Consider the following 13216-nt stretch of genomic DNA (forward strand, 5'->3'; position numbering starts at 1 on the left):
ATGAATCGGTTTACATGAAAACATTGACAATACGCTAACAATTCCAGGATTTCCCGTTTACAAACCACTCCTATAATTACAGAGGTGATAGGTCATTTTTACTATGAACGTGGATGTTTGGGGGGATGAGGCGGAAAGCTCTCATATTGACGATATATACAAGTTTACCAAGCAGGGAACAGCTTTACCAGGCAAGTATATATGGAGAAGAGAAGGGTGACAAAAACCAATGTCAATGAAAAAGGTGTTTGCAGCATCCGTAGTAGCCACCGCATTAACAACTTCTGTGGTTGGTGCAGTATCGGCTGCCCCTGCAGCCAAGCCTGCGGCCAGTACAACCCAGGTCCAAAACTCCACGTTTACCATAAACGGCAATCAAGTCATTGTACGTTCCCTCGTGAAAAACGGTGAAACACTCGTTGCTGTCCGCGACGTCATCAAAGCGATCGGAGCACAGGCAGAAATCGTAAACGGGGCGACTGTGATTCAGCTGAATGGTCACACGGTCAGCCTGCAGAACAAATCAAAGCAGCTCGAGGTTGACGGTACAAAGGTCAATCTGAAGCAGCCCGTTGTTATTATTGGTGGAACAAGCTACGCCGCACTTCGTCCATTGGTATCGAGCGTAGGCGGAACCGTTGGCCTGAGAAACGGTCAGCTAGAGATTAGCACCATCGCTTTAATTGAAGGGGCAGAGAATCCTCGTTTTGCTGGAGCGGATCAGATGATTGTGTCCAAAAATGATGATCAAGGCAGAAGCGACTATCTCGTAAATACAGCTACGGGCAAATATGAACTGTTACTGACGTCTGAAGGCGGTTCGGATCTGGTTGTATCCCCAAGCGGTAATCAAGCGACCTATACGAATGCAGAGGGAGCCGTGTACGTTATCGATCTGAAAACGAAGGCTTCCAGACTTATTACAAGTGATACAAGCATCAAGCCCGAGCTGGTCTGGTCCGCTGATGAAAGCTCGATATACTTCCTGCAAGGGGATAAAGGTTCGGTGATTGGGAACCTGAACCTGGCCGATGGCTCCATCAAGAAACTGGTGGAAGACAAGGTAGATTATAAAGAAAACCTGAATGTGTCTGTGAGTGGCAAACGCTTCGTGTACACGGTAACCACACTTGGTAAAGTGACATCAGATGCAACCAATGTAGATGAAGATAACGTATCTATTGACTTTTCAGCCAATCAACAGCAATTGTTTTCATATAACAACGGTTCTGAGAAACCAGAAGCAGTGAAGCTGACCACGTCTACAGATGATAAAGTATTTATCTATTCCATAGACGGGCAGAAAGCTTATTACGTAAGTGTGCCGTCCGAGGATGGCAATGCTTCGTTGATGTCTGTAGATGCATCCCAGAAACCAGTTACGGTATATAACGAGCATGATGTAGAGCAGGCGATTCTGTCAGGCAGCACATTATATGTGCTTGCAGCGCAGGATGAAAAAAACAGTGTGATTCTGTCCATCGACACCGTAACCGGACAACAATCCAAGCTGTACACGGTATCCTCTGATGTATCCTCCATCGTGGTGACGGGATCACAGATGGCTATTGTGGAGAACGGAAGAGTGCTGGTACAGGCTGGCGGCAGCTGGAAAGCTGTTACGAAGTAAGTCTAATTAACCATTAAACGCAAAATTCGAGAGGAGTTTATATCACAATGAAAAAATGGATGAAACCTTTCACAGCCATGGTGATGGCCGTAACTCTGGTAAGTGGACTTGGCGGTGCAATGACAGCAGATGCTGCCAAAAGCAATGAGAAAGGTAAAATTGTAATCAATGGCTCTTCTGCACTGCTTCCATTAACACTCCAGGCAGCAAGTGAGTTCAAGAAGAACAATCCAAAAGTAAAAATCTCCGCATCGGCTGCCGGTTCGGTGACTGGCCCGCAATCGGTACGTAAAGGCATTGCCGACATCGGTGCTGTAGACTGGGATGCATCCAAGGATGTGCCTGGCTTCAAAAAATTCGAAGGACAGGTTGCTAATCCGGTAGCCGTAACCGTGTTTGCAGCGGTAGTCAACTCCAATGTAGGTGTAACAAGCCTGACCACAAAACAATTGCAGGACATCTTCTCCGGCAAAGTAACCAACTGGAAAGAAGTTGGCGGTACAGACGGTAAAATTGTTGTCGTTAACCGCAAGTTTGGATCAGGGACACGTGTTAACTTCCAGCAAAAAGCTCTTGATGGCAAAGACTTCATGAGCAAAGGGGACAACTACAAAGAAGTAGGCTCCAGCGGCGACATGAAAACAACCATTGAAACAACACCTAACGCGATCGGTTATATCGACCTGCCGTACGTAACAAGCAAAATGAAAGCCGTCTCCATTAATGGCGTCGCTCCAACAGAGAAAAACGTGTTGAACAAAACGTACAAAGTATGGGGCATCGGGTATTACATGACCAAAGGTCAACCAACAGGCGCAACCAAAGCGTTCATCGAATACATCCAAAGCAGCAAGTTCCAGAATGGTTCCCTGAAAAAGCTGAAATTCATTCCGCTTGCAGCAGTTAAATAAATCAACCTGCATTTCATAAGAAAGAGACAGCCAGCTTCCGCGCGTGGTCGCCAAGCTGGCTTCTCTATGTGAAAGGAAGAGTCCTCTATGATGGAAATGAATCCACCAGCGAAGAGTCCGGCTCCGAATGAGCTTGGCTCAAGCCTTGGCAAAGCGCCCGGGAAGGGAAGACGTTTTGACCGCAAAGCTCGCCTCCGGTGGTCTAACCGAATGTTTCGCATCCTCTGTATTGCCAGCGCGGCTTTTGTCTGTCTCGTTCTGTTCTGTATTCTCGTGCTTATGCTGCGTACAGGTGTCCTGACCTTTGCGGATGTTTCGTTGAAGGAGTTCTTTTTCTCCACGAACTGGGACCCGGAAAATGAACACTACGGTGCGTTAACCTTTATTTTGGGTACGTTTGCGCTCACTGGATTAACGATGCTGATGGCGGTTCCCCTGTCGGTCATCATCGCTGTTTTTTTGGCCGAAATGACACCGAAATGGCTTCGTACCTTGCTGCGTCCTGTGCTCGATCTACTGGTGGGTATTCCGTCTGTCGTGTATGGTTTCCTCGGCTTGACGGTGCTGATTCCCTGGCTGAGAGACTTGAGTGGGCGTGATTTGGCAGATGGCCTGCTTGCAGCGTCTATTGTGCTGACGATTATGGTGCTGCCAACAATTAGCCGTATCAGTGATGATGCCATCTCGGCTGTACCGAACAAATACCGTGATGCGGCGTACGCACTCGGCACCAATCGCTTTCAGACGATTACCCGGGTCGTGCTTCCTGCGGCAAGAGGCGGCATTATGTATGCGGTCATTCTGGGGATGACGCGTGCAATCGGAGAGACGATGGCGGTGGTCATGGTTATTGGTAACACAGTGCAGCTTCCAACCAGTCTGTTTACACCAACGGCGGTGTTAACAAGTAACATCGTCATGCAAATCTCCAGTGTGGAGTTTGATTCCACCTGGAATCATGGCTTGTACATGATGGGCTTTATTCTGCTTGCCATTTCGATCCTGATGATCGTTGCGGTGAGAATGCTGCAGAAGAGAGGGGGCCGTCACCTGTGAGTATGAAGAAAGAGGCGTCTCTAACTCCAGCGTATTCTTTTGGCAAACGAAGAGCATCCGCTGCATGGATGGATCGGCTGTTCACCGGCGCGGTATGGGGTATCGGTATCCTCGTCATTCTATTTATTGTTGGACTTTTGTTCCTGCTGCTGCAAAAAGGCCTGCCAATGCTCAGCTGGGATTTCCTGTACGGTGTACCGAGTGAGATTGAGGAAGGCGGAGGTATAGGCCCGGCGCTGTTCAACTCGTTCTATGTGCTGTTTCTGTCCCTTCTGATCTCGATCCCGATCGGACTTGCTGCCGGAATCTATCTGGCTGAATTTGCGCCAAACCATAAACTCATCGAGATTGTACGGATCTGTGTGGAGGGGCTGTCGTCCGTGCCATCCATTATTTTCGGTTTGTTCGGAATTGCGCTGTTTGTGGAGTATTTCGAGATTGGTCTGACGATTCTCGGAGCTGCGGTCAGCCTTGCTTTCCTGAACCTGCCCGTGTTGACCCGGGTGACGGAGGAAGCGGTTCGCGCTGTGCCGACTGAGCTTCGAAACGGCTCGTTTGCACTGGGAGCAACGCATCTGCAGACGATTCGTAAGGTCATTTTGCCTGTCGCTCTAAACGGCATTATGACAGGTATCTGTCTGACTGCGGGCCGTGCGTTTGGTGAAAGTGCTGTGATTATCCTGACTGCTGGCGTATCGACATCCGGCGAGATGTGGGATTTCAATCTGTTATCGCCAGGAGGAACGCTGGCTGTGCATCTATGGTATATCCAGTCCGAGGCCATTGTGCCGGATGCGGAGCAGATTGCTCAGAAATCTACGGCGGTGCTAATCTTTGTAGTACTGCTGATCAACATTTTGTTCCGTGTGCCGCTCTGGTTTAATTCTCGTAAAAATAAAGTCTGAGACAGAACAGGAATCCCGTTCATCTCTTGATTCATTTTATCCCTCATTCACTCACGCAGAGTGGTTGCGGATGAAGGAGTACATTCTAATTCATGGCCAGGAGGACACCTCGTGCAATCCATTATCGAGATCAATAAACTGAATTTGTTTTACGGCACCTTTCAGGCGCTGAAGCAGGTTTCCATTGATATCCCGGAACGGGCGATAACCGCATTTATCGGTCCATCCGGCTGTGGCAAATCGACCTTGCTGCGTACGCTGAATCGTATGAATGACCGGATACCCGGAACACGCATCGAAGGGACTGTGGCTGTCGGTGGAACGGATATTTATAGCGGTGACGTTCATGTGGAGACATTGCGCAAGAAGGTCGGTATGGTTTTTCAGTCGCCCAATCCTTTTCCGAAATCCATCTACGACAACATAGCATTCGGACCAAGACAGCACGGGATTCATGGCAAAAAAAAGCTGGATGAGATCGTGGAACGCAGTCTGCGTTCCGCCGCTCTCTGGGACGAGGTCAAAGACAACCTGAAGCGCTCGGCACTCAGTCTGTCAGGTGGACAGCAGCAGCGTCTTTGCATCGCTCGCGCTTTGGCAGTCGAACCGGATATTCTGCTGATGGACGAAGCAACGGCTTCGCTTGATCCGGTCTCCACATTCAAGATTGAAGAGCTGACGCATGAACTGAAGGAGCGTTATACCATTGTAATGGTTACGCACAACATGCAGCAGGCAGCGCGTGTCTCCCAGCAAACCGTGTTTTTCCTGAACGGCGAAGTGGTGGAGTATTCAGCTACGAAAAGCATGTTCTCCGAACCCGTCGATGAGAGGACACAGGATTATATCAGCGGCCGATTCGGGTGATACATGGATCAGTTTTGGTTGTGTGTACGATGAGTCTGATCATAGAATTTGTGGTGCAGAGGAAGCCCTTCAGATGTGATCTGAAGGGCTCCTTTGTGCTCTGTATTTTACATTTACAGCGGGTAGGGCCTACTTGTGATTGCTGTTCCCTTGCTACAGCCATTTACGGCAATGACGGTTTCATCCATGATATGATTAAACATGTGGATGTACGTTAAGCATGGAAGTAAACCGTAGAGGATTGAACGAACATGAACAAAACGGAGCGACAGCTCGCAATTACGCTTGAATTACAGCGAACGAAGCTGATCAGGGCAGAGGATCTGGCTTCTCAATTCGAGACGAGTGTACGCACGATATATCGGGATATCCAGGCATTAAGCGAGGCTGGTGTTCCCATCGCAGGAGCCCCTGGTCACGGATATTCACTGATGGAAGGATACTTTCTTCCTCCGGTCAGCTTTACAGCAGAGGAAGCAGTGTCCCTGCTCATGGGAGCCCGATTTATCGAGCAGAGATGGGATGCTGCCTATGGTATTCAAGCCAAGTCTGCACACCGCAAAATTGAAGCCATTTTACCTGAAAATGTGCGTAAAGCGTCAGCGCGTTTTCAAGAAACGATGCGGGTGCTTTATCCTGCCGAGCCGGACACTGCATCCCATGTCAAAACGTATCTTCATGACATACGTCATGCGATTCTGGAACAGCGTAAAATCAGCTTTACTTATGTGAAAAATCGGCCCGAAACGGATGGTAAACGCTCAACGCAGCGTGTCGTTTCTCCGTATGGACTTAGCCTTGTACGGGAGCATTGGATGCTGGTCGCCAAATGTGATCTGCGGCAGGACATTCGTCATTTCCGTTTGTCCCGCATGTCTGAGCTTGCTGTGCTGGAGGATGCATTTCTGCTGCCCCCGGATTTTGATCTGAACCGTTATCAGCCGCGGGATGATCGGGACGAACATGTGCTCATTCGTGCAAAAGTCGAAGTGGCTGACAAGATTAGAGAGTTACTTCATTTTTATATAAATAACGTCCAGGAGCATGGAGAGGGTATTCATTTTGATTTTCGTGTCCGCCATCCCGAAGAAATCATGCATCATTTATTAGGACTGGGTGGAGATATCGAGGTAATCGAGCCGGAGTCTCTGCGTAATTGTATGCGAGAAATCGCAAGCAACATCTTGAAACACTACTGACATACTCTTGTCAGGAGCCCCTCTATATACTGGAGATATTCAGAATGAAGAGGAGCTGTTTGAACGATGAGAACTACGAGTGAAGTGCTGCAGTCTTTTGAGACGTCCGTAGCGAGATATGTGGCAGAACTGAATACATTGGATATGGAGGATTTGCTTCAAAAGGAAAATGAAGAAGAGTGGTCGCTTGGACAGATGTATATGCACCTGATTCAATCCGCGCTGTTCATGCATTTGCGTAACAGTGAGCATTGCCTCGCTAATAACGAGAACACGGTACATGCTGATGCGGAAAAAACAGAGCTTGGCCGAACGTTGTTCGAGGCGGGGCAATTTCCTCCAATCCGTGTTAAAGTACCCGCTTCCCCGCAATATACACCGCAGCCACCTGAAAGCAAGGAGCAATTGGTGGAGGGACTGCAACAGGTGGTGCAGCAGATGAGGCGTGTAGCGTCAGTTCTTGACGAAGTGTCCGTGTCCACAAGCCGGAAAGTATCTCACCCAAGGTTTGGGGCGCTAGACGCTGAGGAGTGGTTTGTGTTGATCGACATGCACTACAAACATCATTTTTTACAGCTGGAACGGCTGAAGGGCAATCTAGGAAAGTGATTAACCTACCTTACACCTACTCATGTATAGATGAGACATGTAGCGCATAACACGTAGAAGTCTTTTAAAAGACATAATACAAAGACAAATACAAATGCTAATGACTAGTGGAACGACAGGTATAGTATTAAAACAAACTTCAATAACAAACTACCGCAATATAGAGCCTATAGACCGTTTATAGGTTCTTTTTTCGTATAAAATTAAACGGTTGCGGCTTGTTATACTCTATTTTTCCGGATGAATCGTCCAGGTTAACCATCTAGGTTTAAATTGAAGGCGAGAAGCTAATACATGTTGGATAAGTGGTTCTGATGTGGAGCCGTACACTCTCTTGAAAATCAGTACAAACAAACCGATAAATAAAGGTGAAATAAGATAAAAGGTAGTCAGCACAAAATGAGATAAATTAGATTTGACCGAATAAAAAACACAACTAAATTGGTTGAGAGGAAGAATCCTATGACAACGCAGAATACCAATCCTAAAGTAGATGCATATTTAAGCAAAATCAAAACGTGGAAGGAAGAATCCGTGAAGCTGAGGGAGATCCTATTGGATTGTGATCTGACCGAAGATTACAAATGGATGCATCCATGCTACACGTTGAACGGGAAAAACGTAGTACTAATTCATGGTTTTAAGGAGTACTGTGCCATCATGTTTCTTAAGGGCTCTCTGCTCAAAGACCCGCATGGTATCCTGATTCAGCAAACGAATAATGTACAGGGAGGCCGCCAGATTCGTTTCACTGACCTGGAGCAGATTATCGAACAGGAAGATATTTTGAAAGCCTATATTCGTGAAGCGATCGAAGTCGAACAAGCGGGTCTGAAAGTGGAAAAAAAGGAAGTAGAACAATTCGCTGTTCCTGAGGAGCTTCAGCAGCAATTCGATGCCAACCCTGCATTTCAGGCAGCATTTGAAGCACTAACCCCTGGCCGCCAACGTGCGTACCTGTACCACTTTTCACAGCCAAAACAATCCAAGACTAAAACATCCCGCATTGAAAAATGTATGCAGCCCATCATGGAGGGCAAAGGGTTGAATGACTGATGCATAATTGAGTGTGTGTATGCTCATGACTATTGAAAGTCATTTTACAATATCCGCTTCGCCATACCGGGTAACTCAATGCTTCACAACTTGTAGCTCAACTTCGTGCCCTGTAACTCAAATGTTCCAAGCGCTAACGATCCCCAGAGACCTTATTTGCCGGATTTTTCGTGTGATAAAATTCTAACGATTCTGAGAAACGCTATTTAAGCCAAAATGGGCTCCAAAGCCTGAAAAATGCCTGAATTCGTCAAAATAACGTCTGTACGGATCGTTAGATTTTTAAACTGCCCGAAACGGGGCAAATAGGCTCTCCTGTGATCGTTAGAATTTTTGAAATACAATGGTGTGTCGTTACTGGCTGCTGGAGACAACCGGGTTTTTCGGTAACCGCAAGGGACTCCACGAATTGGTAGATCCATCCTGACGCCGCTTTGTGATTAATAATATCCGCAAATAAATTGACAGCGGCTTGGGTATCACCTCGGTTCACTTGAACATTTTGGGGCCTGGAACTACAGTGTACTCTCTCATCTGAATTCATCCTTTTTTAATGTGAAAAGTAACAATGGACATTCCATTATTTTATTATGGATAAAGGTAAACTGTCGATTGGAACTTATTCATCCATAGCGATATGTTGAGGAAAGGAGATATTCTCATATGATTCGAACCTACCAATATTATGCTATTTTTAACTTTGCCGACGATGGAATTAACGTTTCTTTCCCTGAACTGCCAGGCTGCCTTACTTGTGGCGATACCCTTGAAGAAGCATTGATCATGGCAAAAGATGCGCTAGGATTATATCTGGACGGAGAGCCCGTGGAAGAACTCCCGTCTCCTCAGACAATACCTGAGTTGTCGAATCCGAATGATAAAGCATATTTAATTGAAGTGAGCATTCATTATTATGGACATGGACCTGTATAGGACACAAGGAAATAGCTTGATTTTTACAGATTCTACTCTGATTCTGACTTAATTCTTTTTACTAATTAATGCTGCCTCACCACACGGCATTTGGCTGATTAAGTAATAACTTAGTAACTCTAGTATTTGTGTTTTAATTAATTTTTGTTAGTATCATCAGAAAGGTTTTTTTTGTTCTCATTTAAAGTTCTTTTTAAATCCAAAACTTCATTTTGTAAATGATCAATTTTTGATTTTAAACCTGAATTATTAAGAACAGAGCTAACAACAAGATACATGATTAGATAGTTGGCGGCCATTATAATTAGAAAAATAATGAGCTCAGGTACTCCTCGTACAACTAGTGTCATATCATTTTCCTTTCTTGAAAATAATATTTTAAATCTCCTCTTTATATGGATAATTGTAACATAATACAATTTTTTATATATAAGTCTTTGATATCATTGAATCGGTGCAGAACCGTTGAAGTGAAGATTTATGTTATTGCTAGTTCAATGAGAGTATACGTTTTGCAGTTATAGAAGAAAATCTAGTCCATTGTTGGCTCACCACACGGCGTTAACAACCTCATCTACCTCTTTGATGTGTGTGACGGACGGGTTCTGGATCAGATCGCCTTTGACCATGACCATCGACATGTTGGATAAAGCTTCGATCTGTTCTAGTGGATTGTGGTCCAGTACAATCAAGTCGGCCTGTTTACCGATATCCAGAGTACCCGTCACGTCGTCAATCCCGAGAATCTTAGCATTGTTGCGAGTGACCATGTCGATGATTTCTTTATGGGTTAGTTTAGTCTGTCTCATGTAATGATCCATTTCTCTCCACATATCATAGTGGGTCACGTAGGACATGGCCGCATCGTTTCCGATTCCAATAGTGATGCCGTTATCGATGGCCTGTTTCACCCCTTTGAGCATGGAGTCGTAGACCAGTCTGGCGTTTTCTTTGACCGTCGGACTTAACTTCGTCACACTTGGATCGAGCGAAGCGGATGGATAAGCAGCTTGCAGGGTAGGGATCAGTGCAGTGTAACCATGAAGGGCCTTGGGGTTATTTTTATACAAACGAATAATCTCGTCATCCATCTCAGCCCCATGCTCAATCGTATCCACGCCCCCTCGAAGCGCAACACGCACACCTTCCGTGCTCTCCACATGAGCGGCAACCTTCATTCCAATCTTATGTGCTTCATCGCAGATCGCTGCGACCTCGTCCACCGTCATCTGCAGACGCCCAGCTTCACCAACCATTTTCGCATCCGTTACGCCACCCGTCACACAGATTTTAATCCAGTCCACACCGTTCTTCACATTAATCCGTGTATTCTTGCGCATCTCCCAAGGTGAGTCACCCACCAGTGCCAAGTAAGGAGCACCATGTCCACCTGTGACACTCAGGAAAAATCCCGAAACAAGCAGATTCGGACCGACCCACTCCCCACGGTTAATCTCATCTCGCAGCTGCACATCGGTATAAAAGAATTCGCCCACACTGCGCATGGTTGTCACACCCGAATGGAGTGCGGTAAGAGCATTGCGTTTCATACGTTTTTTCAAAACATTTCGACCAAATCGGGTATTCAAAATCCGATGATAGGCAAAATCGAGCAATCCTTCACTGACGGAGAGCGTGAGCGGTTTACCATCTGCAAACAGATGCACATGTGCGTTGATCAGCCCTGGCATCATGTATTTTCCAGTAAGGTCGATTGTTGTATAGTGACTGGGGATATGCAGCTCCTGATCTGGAGCGATGTTCTCGATAAGTCCTTGTTCGTTGACGAGAAGGGTCATGTTTGGCTGCAGATGACGGCTTGCGTCGCCGTGGATCAGGTTAACATTTTTCAAAGCATAAGCGGTGTTCATGGGGTGTTCCTCCTTGGGTGTGGGTGGTGTTACATGATGCATCAGTTGAGTGATACGGTTCTGTGCTATTTGGTTTCTCGGTGAAAAGTATTCTGGTGGTCTAAAAATGAATTTATAATTCATTTTTGGGTTAAAAAAATAGATCGGCTTGCCTATGCTTATTTTTTGCGTGCAAATCAGAGGAAAGTACAACTGATCTGCACGCTGTGTGGTGCGTAGTGATCTATGGTAAAAATGGATTTTTGCTTTGCAGCGACCAAGCACTATTCCTTATTCGTTCAAACTCTTCATGCCGTACAGTCGGTATATATACAACGCTTCAAAGATTTGCTTGCGGCTGTCCTCGCTCATGTCTCGTTTCAATAAGTCCAGATTCATGTCGATGACGTTATGTGCCAGAATGTTCAGCAGAATCAGGTTCTCCTCGGTGCCGATCTCATAGTGTTTGTATTGATTTTTGAGATAGGCCTTCTTCGTTTCGATCATCAGCTCAACCAGCTCGTTCTTGGCGTCGGTGTAGATGGTGCCTTTGTTCTTTTCAAAAATAATAACGATCTGATTCCGATACTTCCGCAGCACATCTACCTGCTCCTGCATTAGGACGGATCGCTGCTCACTGTTCGTTTCCTCAAACGCGTTCTGGTTATCAAAATGAATCGTCTCCACCAGTACCTTTTTCAGATAATCCACCAAATCCGGCGGCACAACGGCGTAGAAAAGCTCCTTCTTATTCTTGAAATAGGTATAGATGTTGCCGACCGATATATTGATCTCATTTGCAATATCGTTCATCTTGGCATCCGCATAACCCTTCTCAAAAAAGACCTTAAGCGCCGCGTATTCAATCTCTTTCCTGACTTCGTCTTTCTTGGCCTGCACCATCGGGAACGACTCCTTAAAAATGAATGGATGATTCGTTATTAGGATAGACCTTTTTGGAGGGGATGTCAAATTAGAAGAGTAAGTATAGAAAAAATACTTCAAAAAAGTAATTTTAATAATAAAATGGGTATATAGGAGGGGTTTTAGGTATAATTGGCGAATGTTGTGAGTGAGTTGTTTTGAAAATAGGACTATTTTATCAAAATCAAATTCCTACAGAGGCACTGTGGAGGTAAATAAATTGCTTAACGAATTTAATCCTTATGTAGACGATAACTTTTTGGACTTGTTCTATCATGAAATTAAAAATTTTGATTTAGATGGTTTGAATACGAAGGTGAATCTCCATACTTTAAAAATTGAGAATAATGCATTTGTTTATTCAGAATTGGTGGACAAATTGTTTGATTGTGTAGTGACATATTGTTTGTCAAGAAAGGAATTAGAAGTATATAAAAATAATAGAGGGGTATATGTTAAAGCAATTCAAAAATTGAGAAAGTGGGAACATAACGATGGAGAGCTAGGCGAGGTGTTACTCTACTGTTTCTTAGAGTCTCATTTACGCGCACCAAAAATTTTTACGAAAATGGAGCTGAAAACATCTCCTAATGACTATGTAAAAGGATCTGATGGAGTTCATATTTTACAGATAGATCATAATAACTATCAATTGATATTTGGCGAATCTAAACTTGAAAAATCCCTACAAAGAGCACTGTATGACGCATTTGGTTCCATAAATGATTTTTTGAATAGAGGTACAAATAATATTCATGATGAAATAAAATTACTAAATACACATTTGGAAAGAGAGAGTATTTCACCAAATTTATATGAAATTTTAAAAAAGATCATATTCCCAAGTGCTAGAGAAGAAGAAATATTTAAGGATAACGCATTTGGTATCTTTGTGGGATTTGAGGTTTCTTTTGATGAAGAGTCCCGAAAATTAAGTAATTCAGAGTTTAGAAAGTTGATACGATCAAAAATAAAAGCTGAGGTAGAAAGTCAATATAGTTATATACAAAAGAAAATTAAGGAGTATAACTTACATGGGATATCATTTTATGTTTATGCGTTCCCATTTGTCGAAATAAGCGATACTAGAAAGAGAATTATAAAAAACTTAATGGAGGCCAATAATGATTTTTGATGATCTCTCTAAAGATGTATTATTAGATGATTATTTTAATCAGTTATATCACGCGTGTTGAATATCTAATTTATGTAAATTTATTTTGCTGAAACACCGAACTTAAAAAATGTTCATGTTGCATCACCAGTCGCCATTCGG

The 13216-nt window shown here is 44.6% G+C and carries 12 protein-coding genes; 10 read left to right on the forward strand and 2 right to left on the reverse strand.

What is annotated here, in order from left to right:
- Positions 1-229 precede the first annotated feature (229 nt).
- The 9 genes from HNR77_RS15630 to HNR77_RS15670 all read left to right on the forward strand — a co-directional run bounded on the left by HNR77_RS15630 (position 230) and on the right by HNR77_RS15670 (position 9166).
- Complete coding sequence (locus HNR77_RS15630) at positions 230-1630, forward strand: stalk domain-containing protein (RefSeq protein ID WP_184186011.1); 1401 nt, start codon at positions 230-232, stop codon at positions 1628-1630.
- 47 nt (positions 1631-1677) lie between these two features.
- Positions 1678-2541, forward strand: a complete 864-nt coding sequence (locus tag HNR77_RS15635) for a phosphate ABC transporter substrate-binding protein (RefSeq protein WP_184186013.1) — start codon at positions 1678-1680, stop codon at positions 2539-2541.
- An 87-nt stretch (positions 2542-2628) separates the two neighbouring features.
- Positions 2629-3597 (forward strand): phosphate ABC transporter permease subunit PstC, encoded by a 969-nt coding sequence (gene pstC / locus HNR77_RS15640; protein ID WP_184186015.1) that lies wholly within the window; start codon positions 2629-2631, stop codon positions 3595-3597.
- A gap of 2 nt (positions 3598-3599) precedes the next feature.
- On the forward strand, positions 3600-4502 hold the full coding sequence (gene pstA, locus HNR77_RS15645; RefSeq protein WP_184186093.1) for a phosphate ABC transporter permease PstA: 903 nt from the start codon (positions 3600-3602) through the stop codon (positions 4500-4502).
- 111 nt (positions 4503-4613) lie between these two features.
- Positions 4614-5369: a phosphate ABC transporter ATP-binding protein PstB gene (gene pstB / locus HNR77_RS15650; RefSeq protein WP_184186017.1), complete on the forward strand. Its 756-nt coding sequence runs from the start codon at positions 4614-4616 to the stop codon at positions 5367-5369.
- Positions 5370-5620: 251 nt separating this feature from the next.
- Positions 5621-6568 carry a helix-turn-helix transcriptional regulator gene (locus HNR77_RS15655; protein WP_184186019.1) on the forward strand — a complete coding sequence of 316 codons (948 nt, stop codon included), beginning with the start codon at positions 5621-5623 and terminating at the stop codon, positions 6566-6568.
- 66 nt (positions 6569-6634) lie between these two features.
- Complete coding sequence (locus HNR77_RS15660) at positions 6635-7177, forward strand: DinB family protein (protein ID WP_184186021.1); 543 nt, start codon at positions 6635-6637, stop codon at positions 7175-7177.
- A gap of 462 nt (positions 7178-7639) precedes the next feature.
- Positions 7640-8233 carry a YdeI/OmpD-associated family protein gene (locus tag HNR77_RS15665; protein ID WP_184186023.1) on the forward strand — a complete coding sequence of 198 codons (594 nt, stop codon included), beginning with the start codon at positions 7640-7642 and terminating at the stop codon, positions 8231-8233.
- Positions 8234-8896: 663 nt separating this feature from the next.
- Complete coding sequence (locus tag HNR77_RS15670; protein WP_184186025.1) at positions 8897-9166, forward strand: type II toxin-antitoxin system HicB family antitoxin; 270 nt, start codon at positions 8897-8899, stop codon at positions 9164-9166.
- A gap of 548 nt (positions 9167-9714) precedes the next feature.
- Here HNR77_RS15670 and HNR77_RS15680 read toward each other — a convergent pair.
- Together HNR77_RS15680 and HNR77_RS15685 are read right to left on the reverse strand one after the other, a co-directional pair.
- Positions 9715-11037, reverse strand: coding sequence for an amidohydrolase family protein (locus tag HNR77_RS15680; protein WP_184186030.1), 1323 nt, complete (start codon positions 11035-11037; stop codon positions 9715-9717).
- A 270-nt stretch (positions 11038-11307) separates the two neighbouring features.
- Complete coding sequence (locus tag HNR77_RS15685) at positions 11308-11919, reverse strand: TetR/AcrR family transcriptional regulator (protein WP_184186033.1); 612 nt, start codon at positions 11917-11919, stop codon at positions 11308-11310.
- A 241-nt stretch (positions 11920-12160) separates the two neighbouring features.
- Here HNR77_RS15685 and HNR77_RS15690 point away from each other — a divergent pair, with 241 nt between their 5' ends.
- On the forward strand, positions 12161-13075 hold the full coding sequence (locus HNR77_RS15690; protein WP_184186036.1) for a HamA C-terminal domain-containing protein: 915 nt from the start codon (positions 12161-12163) through the stop codon (positions 13073-13075).
- Positions 13076-13216: the final 141 nt, after the last annotated feature.

The organism is Paenibacillus sp. JGP012, from assembly GCF_014203995.1.
In the GTDB taxonomy this organism is placed as follows: Bacteria; Bacillota; Bacilli; order Paenibacillales; family Paenibacillaceae; genus Paenibacillus; species Paenibacillus silvae.

Excerpts from the sequence above, each read along its gene's own strand:
- HNR77_RS15630 (WP_184186011.1), top strand. The coding sequence starts at position 230 with ATGTCAATGAAAAAGGTGTTTGCAGCATCCGTAGTAGCCACCGCATTA.
- HNR77_RS15635 (WP_184186013.1), top strand. The coding sequence starts at position 1,678 with ATGAAAAAATGGATGAAACCTTTCACAGCCATGGTGATGGCCGTAACT.
- pstC (WP_184186015.1), top strand. The coding sequence starts at position 2,629 with ATGATGGAAATGAATCCACCAGCGAAGAGTCCGGCTCCGAATGAGCTT.
- pstA (WP_184186093.1), top strand. The coding sequence starts at position 3,600 with ATGAAGAAAGAGGCGTCTCTAACTCCAGCGTATTCTTTTGGCAAACGA.
- HNR77_RS15655 (WP_184186019.1), top strand. The coding sequence starts at position 5,621 with ATGAACAAAACGGAGCGACAGCTCGCAATTACGCTTGAATTACAGCGA.
- HNR77_RS15660 (WP_184186021.1), top strand. The coding sequence starts at position 6,635 with ATGAGAACTACGAGTGAAGTGCTGCAGTCTTTTGAGACGTCCGTAGCG.
- HNR77_RS15665 (WP_184186023.1), top strand. The coding sequence starts at position 7,640 with ATGACAACGCAGAATACCAATCCTAAAGTAGATGCATATTTAAGCAAA.
- HNR77_RS15670 (WP_184186025.1), top strand. The coding sequence starts at position 8,897 with ATGATTCGAACCTACCAATATTATGCTATTTTTAACTTTGCCGACGAT.
- HNR77_RS15680 (WP_184186030.1), bottom strand. The coding sequence starts at position 11,037 with ATGAACACCGCTTATGCTTTGAAAAATGTTAACCTGATCCACGGCGAC.
- HNR77_RS15685 (WP_184186033.1), bottom strand. The coding sequence starts at position 11,919 with ATGGTGCAGGCCAAGAAAGACGAAGTCAGGAAAGAGATTGAATACGCG.